We start from the raw sequence: 26352 nt of genomic DNA, 5'->3' as shown, positions 1-26352 counted from the left end.
TGTCTCCTTGGCGTGCTTCAGATGGGATAGAGGGGCGCTTCGCCCTTGACCGTGAGCCACTGCCACTGGGTGAACTCTTCCCAGTTCGCCGGGCCGCCGATGCTGGTGCCGTTGCCCGATGCGCCCACGCCGCCGAACGGATTGATCACCTCGTCGTTGACGGTCTGGTCGTTGATATGCAGCAGGCCGGTATGCAGGCGTTCGCCCATGCGCAGTGCGCGGCCGACGTTCGCTGTGATGATCGCCATCGAGAGCCCGTATTCCGTACGGTTGGCGAGCGCGATCGCATCCTCGTCGCTGTCGAACGGCACGACCACCGCGACCGGTCCGAAGATCTCTTCGTTGAACGCGGGGTTGTCCGGCGTGACGTCGCTCAACACGGTCGGCTCGAAGAACAGCTCGCGGCTGTGGCCGCCGGTCTCGAGAATCGCACCGGCCTGCTGCGCGTCGGCAACCACGCGCACCACGTGGTCGCGTTGCGCGGCGTTGATCAGCGGACCTAACGCAACGTCGGCGGTGGCCGGATCGCCGACCGTCAGGCTGGCCGCTTTCGCGACCAGCTTCTCGACGAAGGCCGCGTAGATTTTGCGCTGCACGAGCACGCGGCCGGTCGCCATGCAGATTTGCCCCTGATGCAGGTACGCGCCCCAGGCGGTATTGGCGACGGCCAGTTCGAGATCGGCGTCGTCGAGCACGATCAACGAGTTCTTGCCGCCCAGTTCGAGCGAGACTTTCTTCAGATGCCGGCCGGCTGCTTCGCCGACCTTGCGGCCCGCCGCCGTCGAACCCGTGAACTGGATCATCGCCACGTGTGGATCGCTGGTCAGCGCCGCGCCCGCAGCGCCGGCGCCGGGCAAGACGTGCAACACGCCCTTCGGCAAACCGGCAAGTTCGAAAATACGCGCGATCGCAAAACCGCCGCACACGGCCGTGCGCGGGTCCGGCTTCAGGACGACGGCATTGCCCAGCGCGAGGGCGGGCGCAACGGCGCGCATGGCCAGATACAGCGGGAAGTTGAACGGCGAGATCACGCCGACTACGCCGAGCGGACGGCGGCGCGCCAACGACAGACGTCCGGGCACCGAGGGCAGTACTTCACCGGCGGAACGCGACGGCAGACTGCTCGCTTCGTGCAACGCCTTGACCGTGACGGCGGTTTCGAAGCCCGCTTTCGCGCGCGTCGAACCGCTTTCCCGGACCACCCATTCGACGATCTCGTCGAAGTACGTCTCCGCCATACGCGCCGCGCGGCGCAGCACGGCGGCGCGTTCGTCGTAGGGCAGCGCGGCCCAGGCGGCCTGCGCGCGCGACGCGTTCGCCGCCGATTCGCCGATCAGCGCAGCGTCGGCCATGCCGATACGGCCGAGGCGCTGGCCGGTAGCCGGCTCCGTCACGTCCGCTTCGGCGCTGCCGGCGTGCCAGTCGCCGGTGAACAGGCGGGCTTGCCAGAGGTCGCTGTCGAGTAACCGCGAGGGAAGAGTGACGCTCATGCTATCTCCTGAAACAGTGCAAGTTCGCTAGGGACCCACGCTGGACCCACGCAGGGTCCGCCGGTCGCTGAAGATAGGCGCTACGCCGTGGCGGCCGCTATCGGTGTTTGTTCCAGCGGCGCAAAGCACTGCGGCGACAGGGCGGTCGGCGCGAAAGTGTCCAGTTTCCGAACAGTACGCGCGCGGCGCTCGAAATGGATGAGCATGCTTCGATTCGTGTCGAAGCATCGGCGAGCAGGTGGCCTCTACACTCGTCTCAACTTCTTTCGACCTGGACGCGCCATGATTGCCAACCCTGATTCCGCCATTGAAACCGCCGCCGCCAACGCGGCCGTCCGCTGATCGTGGCCGCGCTCGCGCCGACTCGCCGCGCCGCGTCCCGTGTGCTTGCCGCCACCTGTATCAGCTACACGGTGGTGCTGCTGGAGGCGTCGATCGTCAATGTGGCGCTGGGGGAAATCAGCCACACGCTGCGCAGCAACATAGCGGGACTCCAGTGGGTCGTCAACGCGTACACGCTGACCTTCGCGAGTCTGTTGATGACCGGCGGCACGCTCGGCGACCGGCTCGGCGCGCGCAACGTCTACCTCACCGGGCTCTCTGTCTTTGTGCTCGGTTCGGTGTTGTGCGGATTCGCGCCCGACCTCACGACGCTGACGTTGGCGCGCGCGTTGCAAGGCGTTGGCAGCGCGATGCTGGTGCCGTGTTCGCTCGCGCTGATCAACGACGCGTATCCGCTTCCCGCGCGTCGCGCGGCGGCCGTGAGCCTGTGGATGGGTTGCGGCGGTGTGGCGATGGCATCCGGTCCGTTGATCGGCGGGCTGCTGATTCAACTGTTCGGCTGGCGCAGCATTTTCTTCGTCAACGTGCCGATCGGGCTTGCCGGCATCTGGCTCGCGCAAGCGGTCGAGCGCACGGCGTCGCCTGGCACGCGGCATGTCGATCTGCCGGGACAACTGGCGGGCATCGTCGCGCTGGGCACGGTGATCGGTGTGCTGATCGAAGGGCATCGGCTCGGCTGGCAATCCGCGCCGATCGTCGCGGGTATCGCGATTAGTGGCGTCGCGTGGGTCGCGTTCTTCGTGATCGAGACACGGACCCGGCATCCCATGTTGCCGATGCCGTTTTTCCGCAATGCGTTGTTCTCGGCGTCGACCTTTGTGTCGATGGTGTCGGCGTTCGTTTTCTACGGCATGTTGTTCACGTTCAGCCTGTTCTACCAGCAGGCGCGCGGTTATTCCGCACTCGACACCGGCCTCGCCTTCCTGCCGATGACCGGCATGGTCGCGCTGGGCGGCCTGCTGTCGAGCCGGGTCGTGAAACGAGTGGGCGCGAGAGAGTCGATGTGTATCGCCTTCGTGCTGTACGCGTTGGGCGCCCTCGGCATGAGCCTCACGAACGCCGCTTCGCCGTACTGGGTCGCTGTCGTGCCGATGCTCGCCATCGGCATGGCGTCCGGCTTTATCTCACCGGCGGCGACCTCGCCCGCGCTCGGCACCGTCGATAAAAACCGCGCGGGGATTGCCGCCGCCGTGTTGAATTCGGCGCGTCAAAGCGGCTCCGCGCTGGGCGTGGCGATCTTCGGCACGTTCATTTCCACCGCCCACGTGTTTCAGCAGGCGATGAACCTGATTCTGGGCATCGTCGCGACGCTATCGATGATCGCCGCCTGCGTGTGGTGGGTGGCGTCGCGCCCGGTTGAAGCGGAACCCTGTCGCCTGTCGTGAGTGAGCGATCGCGCGCAGCACCTACGGCAACCACAACCGCATGGCTACACATCGATCCGCTTGCGCAAGCTCTCGCCGGCTAGAGGCAAATCACGCAAACGCTGCCCCGTCGCATCAAACAACGCATTGCCGAGCGCGCCCGCGGTCGGGCCCATCGACGCTTCGGCGACGCCCAGAAACGGCATGCCGGGCCGGTTGATCAGATGCACGTTCACGCCGCGCGGCACCGCCGAAAACCGCAGGATCGGATAACTGCTCCAGTCGAAGCTGCGGATTCGCGAGGTATCGAACTTCAGCTCCTCATACAGCGTCCAGCTGGCCGACTGAAGCACGCCGCCTTCGATCTGGTTGCGAATGCCGTCCGGGTTGACGCCTTGCCCGCAGTCCACCGCGACTTCCGCGTGTTCGAGAACCACCTGACCCGTTTCCGGCACAACGGAAATCTCCACGGCCATCGCGACATACGCCATCAGGTTCTTGTACTTGCCGAACGCGAAGCCGATACCGTGATTGCGCTTGCGCGCCGCGCGCGGCCAGCCGAATTTTTCGGCGGCGAGTTTGATCACGTCTTGCGCGCGCGGGTCCTGCATATGCTTGAGCCGGAACGCGACCGGATCGGCGCCCGCGGCGGCGGCCAGTTCGTCCATGAAGGTTTCGATCGTGAAGACGTTCATGTGCGCGCCGAGCGAGCGCATCGCTGAGGTTTGCAGCGGCATGGTCGGCGAAAAATTGTTCATGACGTGCACGTTCGGCAACGTGTACAACGGAATCGCGTTGCGGTCGCCGCCGCCTTCGGGCTGCACCATCGGCACCGAAGGCGCCGACACGAACGGTTTCGCCAGCATGCGCGCCGGCAGAAGCCGGCCCGCGTTGACGATCCGCTCATTGTGCGAACTGCTCCACAGCGCGTAGTTCCAGTCGACGATGCTGCCGCCCGCGTCGAGCGACGCGCTCACTTCGGTGACCATCGCGGGCGTGAAGTGGTCCCACGTGTGCTCCTGTTCGCGCATCCACTGCACCCGCACCGGCTGGCCGGGCAACTCGCGCGCAATCAGTGCGGCGTGCGCGGCGACGTCGTCCGCGCCGTTGTGGCCGTAGCATCCCGAGCCTTCCATGTGGATGCAACGAACCTGCTCCTTGGGCAGCGAGAGCATTTCAGTGAGGCCGTCGCGCAGCGGGTAGACGCCTTGCGAATGCGTCCACACCGTCATCACGCCGTCCTTGAACAGCGCGACCGAACAGGACGGCCCGATCGAACCGTGCAGCATGTAGCGCTTGGTGTATTTCGCGCTGAGCGTTTTGATGGGCGTGCCCGCCGCACTGTGCGTGTTCGCAATCTCGATGTGTTGCGTGGAGATCGTCTTCAGATCGCGATGCACGGTGGCCGGATCGGGCAGCGCGCGGCCGCCGCTCCACTGGCTGCCGGCCGCCAGCGCGCGTTGCGCCTGCACCGCCTGCCATTCGCCTTTGGCGACCACGGCGAGCATGCTGCCGTCGCGGATCACCTTGATCACGCCCGGCATCTTCAGGATCTCGGGCGTGTTGGTCTGCATCAGTTGGGCGTCGTACACGGGCGGCATCACCACGCGCGCGTGCAGCATGCCGGGCATCGTGATGTCCTGCACGTAGCTCACGCCGCCAGTCACCTTGCCGGGAATGTCGAGTCTGGGCAGCGAGGTGCCGATCACGTTGAAGGTCGCGGGATCTTTCAGCGGCGACGACGGTGTCGCCAGACGATGCAGATCGACGAAGCCGACCGCCTGGCCGTAGGTCATGCTGCGGCCGTCGGGCGTTTTGATCACCGCGTTGCGCACGTTCAGCACCGTGCTGCTCACGCCGAACTTCGCCGCTGCCGCGTCGACCAGCAGACCGCGCACCTGGGCGGCGGCGTTCAGCAACGCGCTGCCGCTGTCGGCCATCGTGTGGCTGCCGGCGGTGAGTCCTTCGTCCGGCGAGGCGCCGGTGTCGGCGGTCAGGAAGGTGATCAGCGCGGGCGCCATGTCGAGCTCTTCGGCCGCGACTTGCAGCAGCGCGGTACGCACGCCGGTGCCGAGTTCCACCTTGCCGGTGTAGACGGTCACCTTGCCGGCCGGATCGATCTTGATCCACGCGTCGAGATACGGATTGGTCTTCAGGCTGCCCGCCAGCGTCTGGGTCGCTTTGCCGATATGCACGGCCGCGCCTTCGTCGGCGATCACTTCCTGCGCCATCGCCCTGACGCCGGGGAACAGGCTGAAGCTCACCACCAGCGCGCCGGACATCAGGAAGCGGCGGCGTCCTTCGTTGACGTCGTCGTGATCGAGGCTCATTGCGCGCCTCCGTGAGCCACCGCGCCGTAGGTTGCGGCAGACGCGGCCGCCGTGTCCGGTACGGGCAGATGCGCGACTTCGCGGATCGCCGCGAGAATCCGCGTGTGCGTGCCGCAACGGCAGAGGTTGGTTTCCATATGGTCGAGCAATTCGCGTTCGGTGGGGCGCGGATTGCGATCGAGCAGCGCCTGCGCGCGCATGATCATGCCGGCGATACAGTAGCCGCACTGCGCCGCCTGGTGATCGATAAACGCCTTCTGCAACGGGCCGGGGTGCTCGGCTGTGCCAAGACTTTCAATCGTGCGCACGGTGCACGTGCCGATCGCCGACACGGGAATCAGGCACGAGAACGTCGCCTTGTCGCCGACGATCACGGTACAGGCGCCGCACTGGCCGAGTCCGCAGCCGAACTTCGCGCCATGCAGATGAAGGTCGTTGCGCAGCGCGTACAGCAGCGGCGTGGAGGGATCGATATCGAGCGTGTGCTGCACGCCATTGACGGTAAGGTTGATCATCGCGCGTGGTTCTCCTTTCTGACTTTGGCGACCGTCGCCTCGACGTCCTGCCACGGGCCGCGCTGTGAATACGCGGCGCGCACGTAGGACGCCAGATCGGCGATCTGCTGGTCGCTATAGACCTCGCTGAAGGCGGGCATGTAGTTAATGCTGTCCTCGCCCTGCCAGCCGTTGCCGCTGAGGATCATCTGCGCGGTGTTGCGTGGCGTCGTCGCGTTGATCGCGGTGCTGAAGGCGAGGGTGGGGCGTTCGCCGATCGACTGCATCGGCGCGGCGGGGCCGTGGCACTGCGCGCACGAGGCGGCGAACAGCAACGCGCCGCGTTGCGCGCCGGGCGACGTCGCGCCCTGGTACGCCACGTTGACGAGTGCGGGCTGCGGCTTCTGGATCGACAGGAGGTAAGTGGCGATCGCTTGCACGTCTTCTTCCGGCACGGTCGCCAGATCGCGCGTGACCGGCAGCATCGGACCGGCCGCCGCGCCATGTTCGCTAGCGCGGCCGGTGCGCAGATAGGTCACGAGTTGTTGCTGGGTCCACGGCCTGGGCGCTGCGCCGAGCGCATTGAGCGCAGGCGCTTCCCAACCGTCGACCACGCCGCCGTCAAATGCATGGCCCAGCTTTTCGCCGCCGATCGCATTGAGCGGCGAATGACACGACGCGCAGTGCCCCAAGCCATCCACCAGCAGCTTGCCGCGATTCCACTGGGCGTCTTTCGACGCATCCGCTTGCTGCTCGCCGGGACGCAGGAACAAGACGTTCCAGAAGGCGAGCGGCGGGCGGAAATTCAGCGGGAAGATCAGGTCGTTGGCGGGCGCGCTGGCGTGGACCGGCTCACGCGTCATCAGATACGCGTAGGCCGCGGAGACGTCGCGATCGGACATGCGGGTGAAATGGATATACGGAAACGCGGGATACAGCAGATGACCGTCGCGCGCCACGCCATGACGGACCGCTCGCGTGAACGCTTCGAGCGACCAGTTGCCGATGCCCGTTTCCGGATCGGGCGTGATGTTGGTCGCGTAGATCGTGCCGAACGGCGTGGCCAGCGGCAGACCGCCGGCGAATGGCTTGCCGCCCTTCGCGGTATGGCAGACGATGCAATCGCCGAGCGCCACGACACGCGCGCCCGCGAGGCGCGTCTGCGAGTCGAACGACGTCGCGGCCGGCGGCGCGATCGGATCGATGGCGGGGTTCCACGCCAGCAGCAGGAAAACGGTCAGCGCGGCGAGGATGACCACGCCGCCTGCCGTCAGCAGTTTTGACTTGCGGGTCATTCACGCACCTCTCACTGAAGTCTTGATTTAAAGAAAACGCATGCGCGGGGTGGTGCATGCGAGTGGGGGACGAGCGCCGTCACCGTGTGATCCCAACGAACGGCACGGGTTTTTTATTGCAACGATGGTTTGTCGTGCCGGCGTTTTGACTCGATGGCGCTAGCGTATCGCCAACGTCATGAGAACTCCTGAAGCCGGACTAAAAACTTGTTAATCCGGACGGCGCGCTGCCGCCCGGATGAAACTGCAAGCGTTAGGCAATCCGCGCGGCGTGCGGCCGGCCGATCGCGAGGTAGTGCGCCAGCGCAATCAGCGGGAAGGCGGTGGCGACCGTCGCGACCAGGGTCCAGCCGCCATGCTCATACAGCGGGCTGGCCAGCGCCGAACCGAATGCGCCGCCCACGAAGATGCTGGTCATGTACAGCGCGTTCAGCCGGTTGCGGCTCGCCGCGTGCAGCGCATAGATCTCGCGTTGGCCGAGCACCATGTTCATCTGCACGGCGAAGTCGAGCACGATGCCGGTCGCGACCAGGCCGAACACGCCCCACGCCGGATGAATCAACGCCGGCGTATAAGCGAGCGCGCCCACCACCAACGCGATCAGCGTGGCGCGCATCGTATGGCCGCCGTCGGCGAGACGTCCCGCCACCGGCGCCGAGGTCGCGCCGATCGCGCCGACCAGCGCGAAGATCGCGATCGCGGTCTGCGAGAGCCCGAACTGCCGCGTCAACTCGATCGGAATCGCGGTCCAGAAGAGGCTGAACGAAGCGAACATCAGCGCCTGATACAACGAGCGATGACGCAGCACCGGCATCGTGCGGACCAGATGACCGAGCGAGCCGATCAGCTCGAAGTAAGTCGCCTTGTGATCCGGCTGGCGGCGCGGAATGGTCAGCGCGAGCACGCTCGTGACGATCGCCATCAACACGGCGGCGCCGCCGAACACCACGCGCCAGCCGAAGTGGCCCGCCACCACGCTGGAGATTGGCCGCGACAGCAGAATGCCGAGCAGCAGGCCGCTCATGATCGTGCCGACCACCTTGCCGCGCGATTCGTCTGGCGCGAGGTGCGCGGCGAGCGGAATCAGGATCTGCACGGCGACCGAGCTGAAGCCGATCAGCAGCGAAATCGCGAGAAACCCGCCCGCGTGATGCATGAAGGTCGCGGCGGCGAGGCTCGCAATCGAAACGAGCGCGGTGGCGATCATCAGCTTGCGGTTCTCCAGCAGGTCGCCCAACGGCACGAGAAAGAACAGGCCGAGCGCATAGCCGATCTGCGTCAGCGAAACGATCAGGCTGGCGGTGCCGGTGGACATGTGAATGTCCGGCGCGATCAGTTCGGTGATCGGCTGCGCGTAGTACAGATTCGCGACGATCGCGCCGCAGCAGAACGCGAACAGCGCGATCAGTCCGCGGGTCAGTTTGACGTGGCCGGTACCGGCTGCCGTCGTGGATGCCTGGGTCGACATTGCAACTCCTTAAAAAGAAAAAACGTGAGCTCAGCGAGCGATGTTCATCACCCGGTCGCCGAGCGAAATACCGAGATCGGTCATCAGGCGGCCGCGTTGCAACTGCTGGTCTTCCCAGCGCTTGAGCGCGGCGTCGATCGTCACGCCGCTCTGCCATGTCGACGACAACGCCCGCGCCAGTGCATGCGCATTCGCGGCGGCCTTCGCGGTGCTGCCCGCCGTATGCGGACGCGGCACCGAGGCGGCGTCGCCGAGCAGCACCGCACGGCCGAACACCATGCGCGGCGAGCGCAGATCGACGATCGGCTGCATGAACGGATCGTCCGTGCTGTCGATCAGCGCGCGAAACGTCGGCGCCAGCAAGGCCGCGGCGTCGTCGCGTAACACGGCGACGTCGGCGCGCTTGGTCGAGCCCGGTGGCAGCGAAAACGCCCGCGGATGGCCGTGCCGGTCGACCAGCAAACGATCGAGCTGCGCGCGGCTGTACTTGCGATACCACACCCAGTTCCAGCGACGTTCGCCGACCGCGGTCGAGTCGTGCTCGCCCGGAATCAGATAGGCGAGCGCCGAGTGTGCTTCGCCCTGCTGGAACGTGAAGCGCTCGCGCAGCATGTTCGCGGCCTGCAACGGCAGGTTCGGTTCCTCGACGAGCCCGCGCCATGCGACATAGCCCGCATAGGCCGGCACGATCTCGGGCAACAGCCGCCGCCTGAGCGTCGAACGGGTACCGTCGGCGCCGATCAGCAGATCGGCCTGTTCGCTGCGACCGCTTTCGAACTGCGCGACGATCTGCTCGCCGTTCATGCTGAAATCGGTGAAGGTTTCGCCCGCGTGCTGCGATTCGGCGGGTAACGCCTCTTTCATGGCGCGATACAACAGGCTCCACGACGTTTGCATTTGCGGCATATACAACTGCTCGACGCGGCGGTCGTCGCGATCCAGATAAATGCGCTCGCCCGACGCCACGCCCGGCGGGTCCGGCAGCGCGACGCCGGCAAACTGCAGCGCGTCCAGCACGTCCGGCTGAAGCACGATGCCGCCGCCGCGACTATCGAGCTGGTGGGTCGAGGTTTCGAACACGTCGACCCGCCAGCCCGCCGCGCGCAGCGTGGTGGCCGTGAACAGGCCGCCCAGCGAGCCGCCGATCACGACGGCACGCGGTTGCTCGAGGGCTTTCATGCTGCGTCCCTCCGCGCTGCCGCACGCAGGGCCTGCGTGAACACCACGGGCGGCTGCGCGCCGCTGATCGCGTGGTCGTCGATCACGATCGTGGGCACCGCCTGCACGCCGCGCCGGTCGGCCCGTTCACGCGCCGCATCGACCTTCAGATCGCCCGCGGTGCTCGCCAGGTAAGCGCGCACTTCGTCCGCGTCGAACGTGTGTTCGGCGGCGATCGCGACCAGCGTGTCGAGCGAGCCGATGTCGCGGCCTTCGGCGAAGTACGCGGCATAGATGGCCTGATACAGCGCGGCCGTGGTGCGCGGTTCATTGCGGCACTGCGCGAACTGCATCAGCCGGTGCGCGAGACGCGTGTTCGGCGTGCGCAGCACGCGCTCGTAGTCGAATGCCGCGCCGGCGCTCAGGCCGGCGGCTGTCACCTGCGCGTCCATGGCTTGCGAGCGTGCCCAACTGCCGAACTTGAGGGTTCGATAGGCGCGCCGCTCCATGCCTTCCACGGGCATCGACGGGTTCAGCTCGAACGGCACGTAGCGAATCGACACGGCCTCGCCGATGCCGGCGTCCGCCAGCGCCGCGGAAAGATTCCGTTGGCCGATCCAGCACCACGGGCAAATAAAGTCGTAATGAACTTCCACCTGAATGGCTTGCATGTTGCACCCCTCACTAGGTAACGGATGCAGCTTATATGTTGCGTTTATGCTGCGGAATGGGTCTAAAATGCAAACCCGTGTTGCGTTTTTTGCAACCAAATAGCGATCTATCGACACCCAAACCGACCATGGACAAATTCCTTGCCGTGAAAACGCTGCTGGAAGTCGCCGATGCCGGCGGCTTTTCGAAGGCCGCGCGGCGTCTTGGCGTGGCGACTTCGTCGGTCACGCGCCTGATGGACTCGCTGGAAGCGTCGCTCGGCTCCGCGCTGCTGACCCGCACGCCTCGCAAGGTCAGTCTCACGGACGCCGGCATCGCCTACGTCGAGCAGGTCGGCAAGGTGCTCGACGATCTCGCCGAGGCGGACGAGAGCGTGTTCGACAGCGGCGCGTCGCCGGTCGGCTCGCTGCGCATCTCGGTGCCGTCCACCTTTAGCCGCTTAAGACTCGCGCCGCACCTCGCGGCGTTTCTCGCTGACCATCCGCGCGTCTTTCTCGATGTCGTGGTGGCCGACAACTTTCTCGACCTCGCGCTCGAACGGATCGACGTGGCAATCCGGATCGGCCGGCTGGATCGCGACCCCAACCTGATCGCCAGAAAGCTGGCCGACAATCCGCGCTACGTCGTCGCGAGCCATGGCTACCTCGAACAGCACGGCACGCCGCGCACGCCGCAGGAACTGGCCGACCACGAATGTCTGCGGGTCGCGTACGGCGGCGGCTATCGCACGCGACAGATGTGGACCTTCCACCGCGACGGCGAAGAAGAACGCGTCGAGGTGCGTGGGCGTCTGCTGTCGAACGGTCTCGACATCCTGCTGGAAGCGGTGATGGCGGGCCGTGGCATTGCGTTGCTGCCCGAGTGGCACGTCAGCGCCGAGATTCGCGCCGGTCGTCTGATGCGACTGTTCGAAGATTTCGACGCCAGTCCGCATCAGGGCGACGCGGTCGTCTATGCCGCGTATCTACCGAATCGCCGTCACTCCAGCAAAGTGCGCACGCTCGTGCAGTTTCTCGAAGCGCGGCTGCAAGGCGCGCTCGAAGGCTGAACAGCGGCGAATGCAGTGTAGAAAGAGCGCCGGCTTAATGTCCTGCAAAAAAGTGAATAGTTCTGAGCGCGGCACGCGCAACGCATCGCCGGTGGGTTCTGAAGCTTGATATTTTTTAAGAATGATTAAGGGGTTCAACAAGGACGTTGACAAACGCCGTGGCTAGACTGGCTTCAGTTTTTCACGCACTTCAGGCAAGTGCGGCATGTCTCCCATGTCAACTCACCCTTTTAGGACTTACATAGTCATGGCTAATCCGAAACTCGAAGTGCTGACCCCGGCAAACTCCCAGCTCATTTTCATCGACCAGCAGCCGCAAATGGCTTTCGGCGTTCAGTCGATGGATCGTCAGGCGCTTAAGAACAATGTCGTCGGCCTCGCAAAGGCGGCGAAGGTGTTCAACATTCCCACCACGATTACCTCGGTGGAATCGGAAAGCTTCTCGGGCTACACGTACCCGGAATTGCTGGACGTGTTCCCGGATCACAAGGTGCTCGAACGCACGTCGATGAATTCGTGGGACGACCAGAAGGTGCGTGACGCACTGGCGGCGAACGGTCGCAAGAAAGTGGTGGTGGCCGGTCTGTGGACCGAGGTGTGCAACAACACGTTCTCGCTGTGCGCCATGGACGAAGGCGACTACGAAATCTACATGGTTGCCGACGCGTCGGGCGGCACGTCGAAAGAAGCCCACGACTACGCGATGCAACGCATGATCCAGGCCGGCGTGGTGCCGGTGACGTGGCAACAGGTGCTGCTCGAATGGCAACGCGACTGGGCGCACAAGGAAACGTACGACGCGGTCATGAAGCTCGTCAAGGAGCATTCGGGTGCGTACGGCATGGGCGTCGACTACGCGTACACGATGGTTCACAAGGCAGCTCAGCGCACGGCGCAGCAGCACGAAATCCTCGCCCCAGTGCCGGCGAAGACGAAGTAAGCACGCCCGCTTGCCCTGAATAGCTCCGCGCATTCAACGCGGAGCGCTCCCCATGAGGATCGCCATGACTTCCAGTACTTCCGCGCCGACGCCGGCCGACGTCGTCTTCTTCAACGGCAAGATCGCCACGCAGGACGACAAGCGCTCGTTCGCCGATTCGATCGCCGTCGCCGATGGCCGCGTGGTCGCCGCAGGTTCCCGCGACGCCGTGATGCGGCATGTCAACGACAAGACGCGGCATGTCGACCTCCAGGGGCGCACCGTCATTCCCGGTTTGAACGACTCGCATCTGCACATCATTCGCGGCGGCCTGAACTTCAACCTTGAACTGCGCTGGGACGGCGTGCCGTCGCTCGCGGACGCGCTCGACATGCTGCGCAAGCAGGTGGCCCGCACGCCGGCGCCGCAGTGGGTTCGCGTGGTGGGCGGCTGGAACGAATTCCAGTTCGCTGAACGGCGCGGCCCGACGCTCGAAGAAATCAATGCCATCGCGCCGGACACACCGGTGTTCATCCTGCATCTGTACGACAGCGCGTTGCTTAACGCTGCCGCGCTGCGCGCGGTCGGCTACACGAAAGACACGCCGAATCCGCCGGGCGGCGAGATCCAGCGCGACAAGCGCGGCAATCCGACCGGCATGCTGATCGCACGGCCGAACGCCGGGCTCCTGTACGCGACGCTCGCGAAGGGTCCGAAGCTGCCGCCGGAAGATCAGCGCAATTCCACGCGCCATTTCATGCGCGAGCTGAACCGTCTCGGCGTGACCAGCGCGATCGACGCGGGCGGCGGCTTCCAGGCCTACCCGGACGATTACGCCGTGATCATGGACCTGGCGAAGCACAATGAACTGACTGTGCGGATCGCCTACAACCTGTTCACGCAGAACGCCAAAAAGGAAATCGAAGATTTCGCGAAGTGGGTGAAAGTGACCAAGCCCGGCGACGGCGACGACTTTCTGCGCGTGAACGGCGCCGGCGAAATGCTGGTGTTCTCGGCCGCGGACTTCGAAGACTTTCTCGAACCGCGCCCCGATCTGCCGGACACGCTCGAAGTGGAACTCGAAGCCGTGGTGCGCCTGCTGGTGGCGAACCGCTGGCCGTTCCGCCTGCACGCCACGTATAACGAGTCGATCGAGCGTTTCCTGAACGTGTTCGAACGCGTCAACGCCGACATTCCGTTCAACGGACTGCGCTGGTTCTTCGACCATTGCGAAACGATCACGCAACAGAATATCGAACGCGTCCGCGCGCTGGGCGGCGGCATTGCGATCCAGCATCGTATGGCCTTCCAGGGCGAGTACTTCATTCAGCAATACGGTGAAGAGGCCGTCAAGCGCACGCCGCCGATCCGCCACATGCTCGACGCCGGCCTGCCGGTTGGCGCGGGTACGGACGCGACGCGCGTCGCCAGTTTCAACCCGTTCGTCTCGCTGTACTGGATGGTGTCGGGCAAGACGGTAGGCGGCACGCAGATGTATTCGGCCGAGAACCGGCTCGACCGCATGGAAGCCCTGCGCCGCTACACGGTGGGCAGCGCCTGGTTCTCGAACGAAGACGACAAGAAGGGCGCGTTGGTGCCGGGTCAGTTCGCCGACTTCGCGGTGCTGAGCGAAGACTACTTCAGCGTCGACGAGAGCCGCATCAAGTTCCTCGAATCGGTCATGACGGTGGTGGGCGGCAAGGTCGTCTACGCCGACGACGAATTCGCGCCGCTCGCGCCGCCCGCGCTGCCGGTCAGCCCCTCGTGGTCGCCGGTCGCGGAGTTCGGTGGCTATAGCCGCTACAAACCCACGGCGGTGGCCTGCGTGGACGGCTGCGTGAATCTGTGCGGCGTGCATGCTCACGCACACGGCTGGGCGTGGCGCAAGAACGTGCCGGTCAGCGATTCGAACGGCTTCTGGGGCGCGCTGGGATGTAGCTGCTTCGCTTTCTGAGCGTCACTGGTTCAACCCACCCCGCGAGCGAGGATCTGTATGCCGACTCTGACTGACGGCGTGTTGTTCGGCCTCGGCATTCTGGTGCTCGATTTTCTCGCGTGGCGGTTCATGATCCGCACGAGCGATCAGGCGCGCCTGGCATTCCGGGCGCTCCTGTTCGCTCTCTCTACTTACGTGCTGTTCAGTTCGGGCATGAATCCGCTGCGTGCGGCGCCGTGGCCCGATCAACCGCTGCGTCATCTGCTCGCGCAAGTGCTGGAAGTGGTCTGGTGGCTGCAGGGCGCGCGGCTGCTGACCATCGTGCTGGATCGCACCGTGCTGCCCGAAACCTGGCACAAGGAGCGTCTGTTTCAGGACGTGTTCGGCGCGCTGCTGTTTCTGGCCGCCGCGGTCGGCGCGATCGCGTTCGTGCTGCAACTGCCGGTGCGCGGGCTGCTCGCCACCTCCGGGGCGTTAGCCGTCGTGCTCGGGCTGGCGATTCAGAGCACGCTGAACGACGTTTTTTCCGGTGTCGTGCTGAACGCCACCGAGCCGTTTCGGATTGGCGACTGGGTCACGATCGGCGAGGTGGAAGGCAAGGTGATCGAGAGCAACTGGCGCGCCACCAGTCTGCTGAACGGGCAGGGCAATATCGTCGTGATTCCGAACAGCGTGGCGGCGCGCACCAACATCGTCAACGCGAATCAGCCCTCGCATACGCATGGCATCAGCGTCGTGCTGCCGATCAAACCGTCGATCCGGCCGGCGCTCGTGCTGGCAGCGCTGTCGAACGCCGCGCAGAGCGCCGAGGGCGTGCTGGACGATCCCAAACCGGTTGTCAGCGTGCGGCGCGCAACCAACGACGCGATCGAATACGAGATCGTCTGCTACGTCGCCGAGCTCGACAGAAAAATCGAGGTGCGCAACGACCTGTTCGATCTCGCGCACCGGCATCTGGCGTCGCGCGGCGTGCTGTTGCAGCCGCTGTCGGTGCCCGAGCCGGCGCCTGCCGGCATGACCGAGAAGCAGCGCCTGCTGCGCAACGTGCTGATCTTCCGCACGCTCGAAGACAACGAACTGACCGAACTCGCCGCGAAGCTCACCCGGCACGAATTCGATGTCGGCGAAACCATTTACACGGCCGCGGACGAGAGCGGCCACGAACTGCACATTCTCGCGCAAGGGGTCGCCAAGGCGGTCGTCTCGAAAGACGGCGGCGAGGTCGAGTTGCGGCGCCTCGCGCCCGGCGATTCGATCGGCCAGTCGGGCATTCTGGCGGGCGTCAGGACGGCGGTGATCGTGCGCGCCACAACGCGCGCCACCGTGTTCCGGCTCGATAAGACCGCGTTGACGCCGGTGCTCGAGCGGCGCCCCGACGTGGCGAAGGAAATGTGCCGTCTGCTGTCCGAACACCACGCTACCGAAGAATTGCTGCTGGCGTCCCCGCACGACGTGGAGGACAACCCCGGCGGCTTGCTGCAATGGATTCGCGACGGTGTACGGCGCTTCCACGAGCTGACGCTGTGACGGCCACGCCCGGCGTGCGCGGCTTCGATCGGTTCGGCATAACCGTCGCGTCGATTAAGTCTTTTTAAGAAAGCGCCAAAGTCTTTATGGGGTTAACTCGTTACGCTGCAATGGAGTGGACCTGACCTCGTTTCGTCCCGCCTGGCCTGGCGGCGAGGCCGCCCCGTCAGCGCCGGAGCGCGCCACGGCGGGGACGTCCCATACGGAGACTTGAGATGAAGAAAACCATTGCCGGCGTCGAGATTCCCGATGGCGTAGTGGCTCAGGCAGCAAGCGATTTGATGTGCGGCATGGAGTCCGAGTTGATGTTCCATCACGCGCAGCGCGCGTTTCTGTTCGGCGCATTGGCGGGATACCGCGACAACCTGACGTTCGACGCCGAACTGCTGTACGTCGGCGCGCTGTTTCACAACGCCGGGCTGAACCTGAAGTATCGAAGCTCGCCGCATCGCTTCGAGGTGGACGGCGCGAACGCCGCGCGTGAGTTTCTGCAGCAGCACGCCGTGCCCGACAGCGACATCAAGGAAGTCTGGACGGCGATTGCGTTGCATACCACGCCGGGCATTCCGCAGTACATGTCGCCGTTGGTGGCGATGATCAGCGCCGGTGTGCAGATGGACGTGCGCGGCGAGCATTACGACGAATTCACCGCGCAGCAGCGCGACGAAATCGTGCAGGCGTATCCGCGCGAATCCGGCTTCAAGAAGAAGCTGATCGAAGCGTACGCGCGCGGCATGGAGCATCGTCCCGCGACGACGTACGGGACGGTGAATGCCGACGTGCTGGACCGATGGGATCCGAACTATCGCCGGCTGAATTTTTGTGGACTGGTGCTGGGTTCGGACTGGTCGAATTGAAATTGAAGTGGATTCTGGAAAGGAAACAAAGCATGGGCTACCTCATTTCACTGGGCGTCGGTTTCGGCGTGGGATTGCTGTACTGGCTACTGAAAGTGCAATCGCCGGCGCCGCCGCTGATCGCGCTCGCTGGGCTGCTCGGCATGGTGCTGGGCGAACACGCGATACCGGTCGTCAAGGCGCAGTTCTTCGCGCAGGAACAAACGCAGAGCCAGACCCAGCCGCAACCGGTGCAGGTCGCGCAGGCGAACGGCGGCGCGGTGCAAAAGACGGTCACGCCGGGCGCGCCGAAGGACGGCGGCTGATGGCGCGCGTGGACTGCTCGCACAGCACGGAGTGTCGCGCGTGAACCAGCACGAAGACACGATCCTCGCACTGATCGCGGGCTACGTCGACACGCTCGGTTTCATCGCGTTGTTCGGTCTGTTCACCGCGCATGTGACCGGCAACTTCGTGCTGATCGGCGCGGAAGTGGCCGGCGTGGGCCAAGGGGTGCTGCTGAAGCTGCTGGCGTTTCCGTCGTTCATCGTCGGCATTGCGATGAGCAGTGTGATTTTCAAGTTTCTGGAGCGCCACCACGCGGCGCAGGCGGCAAGCGCGTTGTACCTGCTGCAGGCCGCGCTGCTGACGTCGTTCCTCGTGACCGGCATGCTGGCGACGCCGATCACGGATGCGAGCGCCGCCATGGTGCTGATCTGCGGCGTGCTGGGCACGATGGGCATGGGTGTGCAGAACGCGCGCGGCCGGCTGCTGCAGGTGACCGGCCTGCCGAATACGGTGATGACCGGCAATGTCACGCAGGTGGTGCTGGATGTGGTCGAACTGATTCATCGCGGCACGCAAGGCGATCACGGGCAGAAGGTGAGCGGACGGCTCAAGTCGACGCTCGCCGCCATGGGCGGTTTCGCCGTCGGGGCGATGGCCGGCGCGCTGGCTTTCGTGCGGGTGTCGTTCATCGCCGTTGCCTTGCCCGTGGCCGTGCTGCTGTTTCTGGCCTGGAAGCGGCGGGCCGCGACATGATTCGCGCCACGGCGCCGGACGCGCCGCTCTCCGCCGATCAACCCATCCGGCCTCGTGGTGCCGAGGCCGTTCATTCAATTGTTGCTAACACAATCGGGTAATCCAAATGTTCAAATCGCTGCATCCGTTTCGTCCTCTCGCGCTGCTGTCCGCCGCGCTGCTGATCGGCTTCGCGCCCGTTTCGTCCGCTTTCGCCGATGCCGGTCCGGCGGAAGTGCCGGGCGCCAGAACGGCGCTGGTGAAGCACCCCGACGTGTCGGTCGGGGCGCAGTACGATACGACCCACGTGTATGTTGCCGAGGCCGACCTCGACGCGTTCGTCAACAGCTTCGTCACGACGTTCGGCGGCAAGGCGTCGCCGCGCGCCGTGTTCACGGTCACGCCGACGCCGAGCAAAACCGCGTCGCAATACGTGCAGACGCCGGTCGGCATGCTGTCGGTGTTCGGCTTCGAAACGCCAGTGCCGTATCCGTTCGGCAATGAGCGCACCGGCTACCTCGTCACCGACATCGATCAGGCCGTGAAGGCCGCGCGTGCGGCCGGCGCGGACGTGCTGGTCGATTCGTTCGACGACCCGATCGGCAAGGACGCGATCATTCAATGGCCGGGCGGTCTGACGATGCAGCTCTACTGGCACACCAAGGCGCCGAACTATGCGCCGCTGCAGAGCGTGCCGGATAACCGCGTGTACGTGTCGCGTTACGAAGCGAACAACTTCGTGCGCCGCTGGCTGCACTTCTCGCACGGCAAGGTGGTGTCGGACAATCCGCGCGCGGATGCCGGCGTGATCGGCCGTCCGGGCGAGACGGTGCGCGAGATTCATATCAGTTCGGGTTTCGGCCGCATGGTCGTGTTCGTGACGGACGGCAAGCTGCCGTTCCCGTTCGGACGTGAGACCACCGGCTACGCGGTCGCCGACGTCGCGCAAACGCTCGAACGTGCGCAAGCGGCCGGTGCGAAGGTGCTGGTTCCGGCGTACACCGTCGGCTCGCACAAGACCGCGATGCTCGAATTCCCGGGTGGCTACATTGCCGAAGTGCACGATGGTCAGTGAAGCGGTCTTCATGAATCGGTCGGCGTCGGGCAACGCTGGGAGCCGGGGGCGGCGCGACAGCGCGTTGCGCGCGGTTCGTGCGTTGCTGCTGAGCACGGGGCTGGCGGCGGCGCTGCCGGCCGCCGCCGCGGTGAATACCGCGCTGGGCAGCGCGGACGATACCGCGGCGGGCAGCGACACCGTGGCGGCGGCCGCCACGCCGGCCGCGTCGTGCGCGCGGCCGGCGATCATGTTCAACCGCTGGCAGGAAAACTGGTCGGTGCTGGCGAATCCGTGCGTGCCGAAAAAGCCGTTCGATTCGCTCAAGTACATCCCGTTGTTCGGCAATCCCGACGCCTATATTTCGCTCGGCATGGTGTGGCGCGAGCGGGTCGAGATGAACGATGCGCCGCTCTTCGGTCTCGGCAGCGGGCACGACGATACCTATCTGCTGCAGCGACTCGAAGTGCACGCCGACGTGCACCTCGGCCCGCATGTGCAGATCTTCACGCAGATCGAAAGCGCACAGCCCTACGGCAAGGACAACGTCACGCCGGTCGACAAGAATCCGCTCGATTTGCGCCAGGCGTTCGTTGCGATTACCGAACCGCTCGGGCCGGGCACGTTCAAGTTCCGCGTCGGCCGTCAGGAAATGGCGTTCGACTTGCAGCGGTTCATTTCCGTGCGCGACGGCCCGAACGTGCGTCAGGCGTTCGACGCCCTCTGGGCCGACTATGAAACCGGCCCGTGGCGCTGGATCGCCTACGCGTCGCAGCCGGTGCAGTATCGCGACAACTCGGATTTCGACGACGTGTCCAACCGCGACCTCACGTTCAGCGGCGTGCGGGTCGAGCGCAAAGGCGTCGGACCCGGCGACGTGTCCGCGTATTACTCGCGCTACAACCGCAACAACGCGCGTTTTCTCGATGCCACCGGCAACGAGCATCGCGACGTGTTCGACGCGCGTTATGCCGGCACGCTCGGGCATATCGACTGGGACGTCGAAGGCATGTATCAGTCGGGGCACGTGGGCAACAAAACGATCGGCGCGTGGGCGGTCGGATCGCTGGCCGGTTACACGCTGGCCTCCGCGCCGTGGACACCGCGTCTCGGCGTGCAGGTGGATGCCGCCTCGGGCGACAACCATCCGGGCGACGGCCGTATCGGCACGTTCAATCCGCTGTTTCCGAACGGCTATTACTTCGCGCTGGCCGGCTACACCGGTTACGCCAACCTGATTCACGTGAAGCCGACGCTGACGCTCAAGCCGAACAGCAAGCTGACGCTGCTCGCGGGCGTGGGTCTGCAATGGCGCGAGACGACCGCCGACGCCGTCTATCAGCAAGGCTCGGCGGTCGTGCCGGGCACGGCGGGCCACGGCACGAGCTGGACCGGTTTCTACACGCAGTTGCGCGCCGACTATGCGGTCGCCGCCAATCTCACCGCGGCCGTGGAAGCGGTGCATTTCCAGGTGGGACCGTCGCTGCGCGATCTGGGCGCGCGCAATGCCGACTATATCGGCGCCGAATTCAAGTTCGGCTGGTAGAGCGTAGAGCTGCAAAACGGTAAAGCGGCAGGGTTTGCATTCCGTCGTCACGATGACGCGCTAGAAGAGGTCATGTCATGAGCACCCAGGATTTTTCCGCCGCTGCCGACGCAGCAGCAGTCGCCGCGTCGTCGGAACTCGAGTTTCCGTTTTCCTCGCTGGAATACCGGCAGCATCAGATGTTCCCGCGCCTGTCGGCGGCGGAGATTCAGAGCCTGCGGCGCTTCGCCCGGCCGATGTCGTTCAAGGCGAGCGAGTTCATCTTCGAAACCGGGCGCGTGGCGCTCGGCCTGTTCGTGCTATTGCATGGGCGCGTGCGGATCGAGTCGCGCGATAGTTTCGGCCGTGCGACGCTCGTCACCGAACACGACGACGGCCATTTCATGGCGGAGATGGCGCAGCTGTCCGGCAAGCCGGCGTTGATCGACGGCATTGCGTTGACGGAGGTCGAGACGCTCGTGATCGAGCCGGAGCGGCTGCGTGCGCTGATCGTCGCCGACGCGCAACTCGGCGAGCACATCATGCGTGCGCTGATCCTGCGGCGGCTCGGGCTGATCGAGCAGGGGCTGGGGCCGATCATCGTCGGCAATGGCGACGATGCGCGGCTCGTCAGACTGCAAGGCTTTCTGCGCCGCAATGCGTATCCGGCGATGGTGATCGACGCCCGCAGCGATCCCGAAGCGATCACGCTGCTGGGCGGCATGACCACAGGCCCCGGCGATTTTCCGCTGGTGTTCTGCCCGAACGGCTCGGTGCTGCGCGCGCCGGACGAGGCGCAGCTCGCGTCATGCCTCGGGCTGGTGCCGACCTTCGAGCCTTCGCATGTGTACGACGTCGCGATTGTCGGCGCGGGGCCGGCGGGCCTCGCCGCGTCGGTCTATGCGGCGACCGAGGGTTTGTCGGTCGCGGTGTTCGATCAACGCGCGCCGGGCGGCCAGGCGGGCGCCAGTTCGCGGATCGAAAACTACCTCGGCTTTCCGACCGGCATCTCCGGTCAGGCGCTCGCCGCGCGCGCGTTCCAGCAGGCGCTGAAGTTCGGCGCGCATCTGGCGATTCCCGGCAAGGTCTTGTGCGTGGAGCGGCAGGACGGCCTGTTCGTGCTGTCGCTGTTCGACGGGCAGCGCATCAGCGCTCGCACGGTCGTGGTGGCGAGCGGCGCGGCGTACCGCAAGCCGTCGGTGCCGGGCTTCGAAAACTTCGAAGGACGCGGCACCTATTACTGGGCGTCGACGATCGAAGCGAAGCTGGTGAAGGGGCAGGACATCGTGCTGATGGGCGGCGGCAATTCGGCCGGCCAGGCGGTGGTGTTTCTCGCCAACTTCGCGCGCAGCATTCGCGTGCTGATTCGCGGCGAGGACCTGTGTTCGAGCATGTCGCGGTATCTGATCGACCGGATCGGTTCGCTGCCCAACGTGACGCTGTGCACGCGTTGCGTGCTGCAAGGACTCGACGGCGATGAAGCCGGTCTCACGCAGTTGCGGATTCGTCGCGAGGACGAGCAGAGCGACGCAACGATCGACGAGACGCTCGAAACGCGCCATCTGTTTCTGTTTATCGGCGCGGACCCGAAGACCGATTGGCTCGGCGCGAGCGGTGTCGAACTCGATAATCGCGGCTTCGTCGTCACCGGCTTCGCTCGCAGCGAACAGTATGGGATCTCGCCGGAAGCGAACGCGCGCTATCCACTCGAAACCAGCGTGCCGGGCATGTTCGCGGTCGGCGACGTGCGCTCGGAGTCGGCCAAACGCGTGGCCGCCGCGGTGGGCGACGGCGCGGCGGTGGTGAGTCAGATTCACGCGTATCTGAGCCGGACGGCGGCCGTCGCCGCATAGCGTTTCGGTTCGCGCGCCGGACTTTTCCGTACGCCTTATTGCGGATTCCCAAAACGAGTCATGCGCGAGCGCCGGCCCAGGCACTGACCTACGCGCCGGCGCATACGCGCGGACCGCTCGATCACATCACACGGAGCACGAATCATGTCTTACTTCACCACTGCGGACGGCACGTCGATCTATTACAAGGATTGGGGCACGGGCCAGCCGATTGTGTTTTCCCACGCCTGGCCGCTCAACGCGGACGCCTGGGACGCGCAGATGATGTTCTTCGCCGAGCGTGGCTACCGCGTGATCGCGCATGACCGTCGCGGTCACGGGCGTTCGTCGCAACCGTGGCAGGGCCACGACATGAACACTTACGCGGACGACCTCGCCGGGCTTCTCGACTCGCTCGATCTGAAGGACGCGATGCTGGTCGGCCATTCGGCCGGCGGCGGCGAGGTGGTGCGTTACATCGCGCGCCATGGCGTGAAGCGGGTGGCGAAAGCGGTGTTGCTCGCCGCGGTGCCGCCGCTCATGTTGCAAACACCGGCGAATGCCGACGGGCTGCCGATGGCGGTATTCGACGGCATGCGCGCGGGCGTGCGCGCCGACCGTGCGCAATTTCTGAAGGACGTCGCGGCGCCGCTGTTCGGTGCGAACCGGCCGGACGCCAAGGTGTCGCAAGGCACGCTCGACGCCTTCTGGCGCGACGGCATGCAGACCTCGATCAAGGCGGTGTACGACTGCATCAAGGCATTTTCGGAAACCGATTTCACCGACGACCTTCGGCGCGTCACCGTGCCGGCGCTGGTGCTGCAAGGCGACGATGATCAGATGGTGCCGCTCGGCATCTCGGGCGTGCCGACGGCGAAGCTCATGCCGCAGGCGCGGCTGAAGATTTACGCAGGCGCCTCGCACGGCTTGTGCACGACGCACGCGGACCGCGTGAACGCGGACCTGCTCGAGTTCATTCAGTCGTAGCGGAATAGGCCGGCGGCGGCGTGTTCTCCGCCGGTCGACGCCGTGAGACGGCTTTTTCGCCGCTCTTGCCGGCGCCTTTGCGGACGGTTTTTACCGCGCTCGTCGAGGTGGTGTTCGCATCGTTCCTGGTCTTCGCGTCGCTCTTGCCGCTGCGTTTGCGCAGCTTGCCGAGCAAGGCCTGCGCCGCCTTCGCATCGGACGTACCGGCGGCGCGTTGCAACTCGGCCACGAGCGGCGCCAGCAAACCGACGGCTTCGTCTGCACGGCCTTGTGCGTCGAGCAAACGCGCCATGGCCGTCGACGCCCGCAACTCCCACATCTTCGCGCCCTGCTCGCGGGCAAGCTGCCGTGCTTCCGAAAAGCACGCGGACGCGGACGCGATTTTCACCTCATAGGCGTCGCTCGCTTTCGCGTGCTGCGCCGCTTCGGCTTGAGCCGCGAGACCGAATGCCCGCCAGACTTCCGGCAGGAAAAACAGTTCGCCGTTGCTGCGGCAAAAGTCGCGCGCGTCGTTGAGTCGTGCTGCAGCTTCCGTGATGCGTCCGTGTTCGATCAGTGCTTCGGCGTACGCCACGATAAATGGCGTGATCAGGCGCCGGAAACCGCGCGACATCAACGCGTCGAGCCGCGTGTCGAGCACCGCTAGCGCCTGTTCGGCGCGTCCTTCGAGAATGTCGCGGCAGGCGGCCAGGCAGTCGCAATAGTCCAGCCAGTTCGTGAAGCCGTGCAGCGCGGCCTGCGATCGCATGATGTCGATATAGCGCGAGCCGCGCGCCAGATCGCCGGACATCAGCGCGAATGGAATGACCGTGGCGCCTAGCACGTGCGTGAGCGACGGTTCGAGCGTGTCAGGACGGATCGTGTCGACGACGGTATCGATCAATGCCGTGGCCGCGTCGGGGTCGCCCTGCAGCCACGCGATCCGGCCGAGCGTGCCGTTGCAGTACACCGCGGGATCGACCGCGAAACAGCCGCCGCTCTGCGCGTCGCGCCGCATCTGCACGATGCGTTGACCGACGTTCTCCAGTCCGGCCTTGGCCAGTGCGTGCTGACCATGACAATGCTGCGAAATGGCGCCGACCTGGTCGGCGAGAATCTTCTGCCATGGCGTGCCGTGCTGCGCAGCGAGTTGCTGGAACTGCTTCGCCACGTTGATCGATTCATTGATGTTGCCCAGCGACAGCATGGTGTTCCACAAGCCCCATAGCGCGTGAGCCTGGACGGTCTGGTCGCCGCTCGCGGCGGCGCGCGCGAGCACGTCGCGCCAGAGTTGCGCCGCTTTGGACACCGGTCCGCACACATACGGCAACGCCGAAGCCAGCGCCGCGCGCACGCGCATGTCGCTGGCGGTATCGACGGCGCCGGCGGGCAGTGCGTCGAGCGCGTCCACCGCCTGCGTGGCGCGGGTGCAGCATTCTTCGATCATGCCCGCATCGAGCAATGCGCTCACCAGGTTCGACGCCAGTTCGACGCCGACGCGCGCATCGCCGTCGGGCGAAAAGGCCCAGTCACAGGCCACGCGTGCGTCTTCCAGCGTTTGCTGGCGCTCCTGCGGATTGGTGGCGTGGTTGCGCTGGCTCTCGTCCGTTTGTGCCTGGAAGCAACTGGAGAGATAGCGGGCATTGCGCGACGTGATGGTCTGCAACTCCCCCTCGGCGACCAGCTTCTCCAAGGCATACGCACGGGTCGATTCGGACAGGCGGTACTTCGCGACCGGTCCGTCGAACTCGACGTTCACGAGCGATTTCGCCACGAGCTCCGTGATCGCGCTGATCGCGTTCGCGACCGAATGCTCCGAGTCGCAGGTGACCGCGCACATCGCTTCGAACGTGAAGCTGCCGCCGAAGATCGCCAGACGGCGGAACAGGGTTCGCGTGTCGGTGTCGAGTATCGCGAAGCTCCAGTCGAAGGTTGCGCGCAAGGTTTGATGACGCGGCAGCGCGGTGCGGTAGCCGCCCGCCAGAATCGCCATGCGATCGTCCAGCCGGCGGTACACGCCTTCCACGCCCAGCGCGACGACGCGCGCGGCGGCGAGTTCGATCGCGAGCGGAATGCCGTCCAGCCGGCGGCAGATCTCGCCGACCAGGCGCAATTCCTCCGGGTCGGCGCCAATGGCGCTTTGCAGCGAGTTGGCGCGCTGCAGGAACAGCTTCACCGCCGAACAGCGCAGAATGTCGGCCGCGCCTGCCTGCGGTAACGGCACGTCGAGCGGATCGACCCGGAAGACCGCCTCGGGCAGAATGCGCAGCGGTTCGCGGCTCGTGACCAGTACGCGCAGCTGGTCGTTGCCGGCCACGATCGCATCGACGATCGTCGCGATGGCGCCGATCACATGCTCCGCGTTGTCGAGCACCAGCAGCCTGAGTTGCTGGCCGAACGCCTCGGCCAACTGCGCCACGGTGGGCGGCTCGGGCAGGTCGAGCCCGCAGGTGTCGGCGATCGCGCGGAGCGCCTCGATCTGAGTGCTCAGTGTGGCCAGTTCGACAAAGCTCACCGGTTCGTTGAAGTCACCCGCGGTGTGGCGAGCGGCTTCGATCGCGAGACTCGTCTTGCCGATGCCGCCCGCGCCGACGAGTGTCAGCACATGCGTTTGCGACAGCATCGCGCGAATCTGCCGGACTGCGTTGTCACGTCCCTGCAATCCAGCCTTGGACGGCGGCAGGCTGCGCGCGTTGCTCGCCGGTGCGGCGAACTGGGCGGCGCTCGCGTTCTTGCGCCGCTGCAGAAGCTGGTAGCCGCGGCCAGGCACCGTGAGAATCAGATCGCGGTCCGGGCCGAGGATTTTGCGCAGCGCCGACAGGTGGACCTGAACGTTGTTTTCTTCGACGACCGTGTTCGGCCAGACGCTGTCCATCAGCTCGTCTTTCGTGACGAGGCGTCCGCCGGCGGACGCGACGACCGCGAGAATATCGAAGGCGCGTGACCCGACATGCACGACCTCGCCGTTCTTCCGCAAAGTGCGCATGTCCAGATCGATCTGGAAGCTGCCTATTTCGATCATGATGTTCTTCAGGTTCAGGAATAGGGGGCGTGCATGGAAAACACGACTGTGCGC

At 65.4% G+C, this 26352-nt stretch carries 21 protein-coding genes; 12 read left to right on the top strand and 9 right to left on the bottom strand.

The window, feature by feature from the left end:
* Positions 1–17: 17 nt before the first annotated feature.
* Both HWY05_RS35610 and HWY05_RS38660 read right to left on the bottom strand, forming a co-directional pair.
* Positions 18–1490: a benzaldehyde dehydrogenase gene (locus HWY05_RS35610; RefSeq protein WP_176061244.1), complete on the bottom strand. Its 1473-nt coding sequence runs from the start codon at positions 1488–1490 to the stop codon at positions 18–20.
* A gap of 80 nt (positions 1491–1570) precedes the next feature.
* Positions 1571–1696 (bottom strand): hypothetical protein, encoded by a 126-nt coding sequence (locus HWY05_RS38660; RefSeq protein ID WP_279614197.1) that lies wholly within the window; start codon positions 1694–1696, stop codon positions 1571–1573.
* Between the two features lie 138 nt (positions 1697–1834).
* On the opposite strand from HWY05_RS38660, the gene HWY05_RS35605 reads away from it, so the two are divergent.
* A complete protein-coding gene (locus HWY05_RS35605; RefSeq protein WP_176061243.1) occupies positions 1835–3217 on the top strand; it encodes an MFS transporter in 1383 nt (460 codons plus the stop codon).
* A gap of 44 nt (positions 3218–3261) precedes the next feature.
* Here the strand turns inward: HWY05_RS35605 and HWY05_RS35600 are convergent, their stop codons facing one another.
* From HWY05_RS35600 to HWY05_RS35575, 6 genes are all read right to left on the bottom strand, one after another.
* On the bottom strand, positions 3262–5526 hold the full coding sequence (locus HWY05_RS35600; protein WP_176061242.1) for a molybdopterin cofactor-binding domain-containing protein: 2265 nt from the start codon (positions 5524–5526) through the stop codon (positions 3262–3264).
* Positions 5523–6041 carry a (2Fe-2S)-binding protein gene (locus tag HWY05_RS35595; protein ID WP_176061241.1) on the bottom strand — a complete coding sequence of 173 codons (519 nt, stop codon included), beginning with the start codon at positions 6039–6041 and terminating at the stop codon, positions 5523–5525. The genes HWY05_RS35600 and HWY05_RS35595 overlap by 4 nt, the downstream gene beginning before the upstream one ends.
* Entirely contained in the window at positions 6038–7315 is a 1278-nt protein-coding gene (locus tag HWY05_RS35590; protein WP_176061240.1) for a c-type cytochrome, read from the bottom strand. The genes HWY05_RS35595 and HWY05_RS35590 overlap by 4 nt, the downstream gene beginning before the upstream one ends.
* A 253-nt stretch (positions 7316–7568) precedes the next feature.
* Complete coding sequence (locus HWY05_RS35585; protein WP_176061239.1) at positions 7569–8783, bottom strand: MFS transporter; 1215 nt, start codon at positions 8781–8783, stop codon at positions 7569–7571.
* Positions 8784–8813: 30 nt separating this feature from the next.
* Positions 8814–9962 (bottom strand): FAD binding domain-containing protein, encoded by a 1149-nt coding sequence (locus HWY05_RS35580; RefSeq protein ID WP_176061238.1) that lies wholly within the window; start codon positions 9960–9962, stop codon positions 8814–8816.
* Positions 9959–10612, bottom strand: coding sequence for a DsbA family oxidoreductase (locus HWY05_RS35575; protein WP_176061237.1), 654 nt, complete (start codon positions 10610–10612; stop codon positions 9959–9961). Before HWY05_RS35575 ends, HWY05_RS35580 begins: the two co-directional genes overlap by 4 nt.
* A gap of 128 nt (positions 10613–10740) precedes the next feature.
* Here HWY05_RS35575 and HWY05_RS35570 point away from each other — a divergent pair, with 128 nt between their 5' ends.
* The 11 genes from HWY05_RS35570 (at position 10741) to HWY05_RS35520 (ending at position 23297) form a co-directional block, all read left to right on the top strand.
* The gene (locus tag HWY05_RS35570) at positions 10741–11661 is read left to right on the top strand and encodes a LysR family transcriptional regulator (RefSeq protein WP_035555177.1); all 921 of its coding nucleotides are present in this window, start codon (positions 10741–10743) and stop codon (positions 11659–11661) included.
* A gap of 247 nt (positions 11662–11908) precedes the next feature.
* Positions 11909–12601 carry a hydrolase gene (locus tag HWY05_RS35565; RefSeq protein ID WP_035555180.1) on the top strand — a complete coding sequence of 231 codons (693 nt, stop codon included), beginning with the start codon at positions 11909–11911 and terminating at the stop codon, positions 12599–12601.
* A gap of 64 nt (positions 12602–12665) precedes the next feature.
* Positions 12666–14534: an amidohydrolase gene (locus HWY05_RS35560; RefSeq protein ID WP_035555183.1), complete on the top strand. Its 1869-nt coding sequence runs from the start codon at positions 12666–12668 to the stop codon at positions 14532–14534.
* 39 nt (positions 14535–14573) lie between these two features.
* Positions 14574–16043 carry a mechanosensitive ion channel family protein gene (locus HWY05_RS35555; protein WP_035555186.1) on the top strand — a complete coding sequence of 490 codons (1470 nt, stop codon included), beginning with the start codon at positions 14574–14576 and terminating at the stop codon, positions 16041–16043.
* A 215-nt stretch (positions 16044–16258) separates the two neighbouring features.
* A complete protein-coding gene (locus tag HWY05_RS35550; protein ID WP_035555189.1) occupies positions 16259–16900 on the top strand; it encodes an HD domain-containing protein in 642 nt (213 codons plus the stop codon).
* Positions 16901–16932: 32 nt separating this feature from the next.
* Entirely contained in the window at positions 16933–17205 is a 273-nt protein-coding gene (locus tag HWY05_RS35545) for a DUF1427 family protein (protein ID WP_176061235.1), read from the top strand.
* Positions 17206–17245: 40 nt separating this feature from the next.
* Entirely contained in the window at positions 17246–17920 is a 675-nt protein-coding gene (locus tag HWY05_RS35540; RefSeq protein ID WP_035555195.1) for a YoaK family protein, read from the top strand.
* A gap of 106 nt (positions 17921–18026) precedes the next feature.
* Positions 18027–18974 carry a glyoxalase gene (locus HWY05_RS35535; protein ID WP_035555199.1) on the top strand — a complete coding sequence of 316 codons (948 nt, stop codon included), beginning with the start codon at positions 18027–18029 and terminating at the stop codon, positions 18972–18974.
* A 10-nt stretch (positions 18975–18984) separates the two neighbouring features.
* Positions 18985–20499, top strand: coding sequence for an alginate export family protein (locus tag HWY05_RS35530; RefSeq protein WP_176061234.1), 1515 nt, complete (start codon positions 18985–18987; stop codon positions 20497–20499).
* A gap of 77 nt (positions 20500–20576) precedes the next feature.
* Positions 20577–22331, top strand: a complete 1755-nt coding sequence (locus tag HWY05_RS35525; RefSeq protein ID WP_176061233.1) for an FAD-dependent oxidoreductase — start codon at positions 20577–20579, stop codon at positions 22329–22331.
* 144 nt (positions 22332–22475) lie between these two features.
* Entirely contained in the window at positions 22476–23297 is an 822-nt protein-coding gene (locus HWY05_RS35520; protein WP_176061232.1) for an alpha/beta hydrolase, read from the top strand.
* On the opposite strand, the gene HWY05_RS35515 is transcribed toward HWY05_RS35520, so the two are convergent.
* Positions 23284–26298 carry a winged helix-turn-helix domain-containing protein gene (locus tag HWY05_RS35515; RefSeq protein WP_176061231.1) on the bottom strand — a complete coding sequence of 1005 codons (3015 nt, stop codon included), beginning with the start codon at positions 26296–26298 and terminating at the stop codon, positions 23284–23286. The genes HWY05_RS35520 and HWY05_RS35515 overlap by 14 nt on opposite strands.
* Positions 26299–26352: the final 54 nt, after the last annotated feature.

Source organism: Paraburkholderia sp. BCC1876 (genome assembly GCF_902833695.1).
In the GTDB taxonomy this organism is placed as follows: Bacteria; Pseudomonadota; Gammaproteobacteria; order Burkholderiales; family Burkholderiaceae; genus Paraburkholderia.
This window is presented reverse-complemented; position numbering and strand designations above follow the sequence as displayed.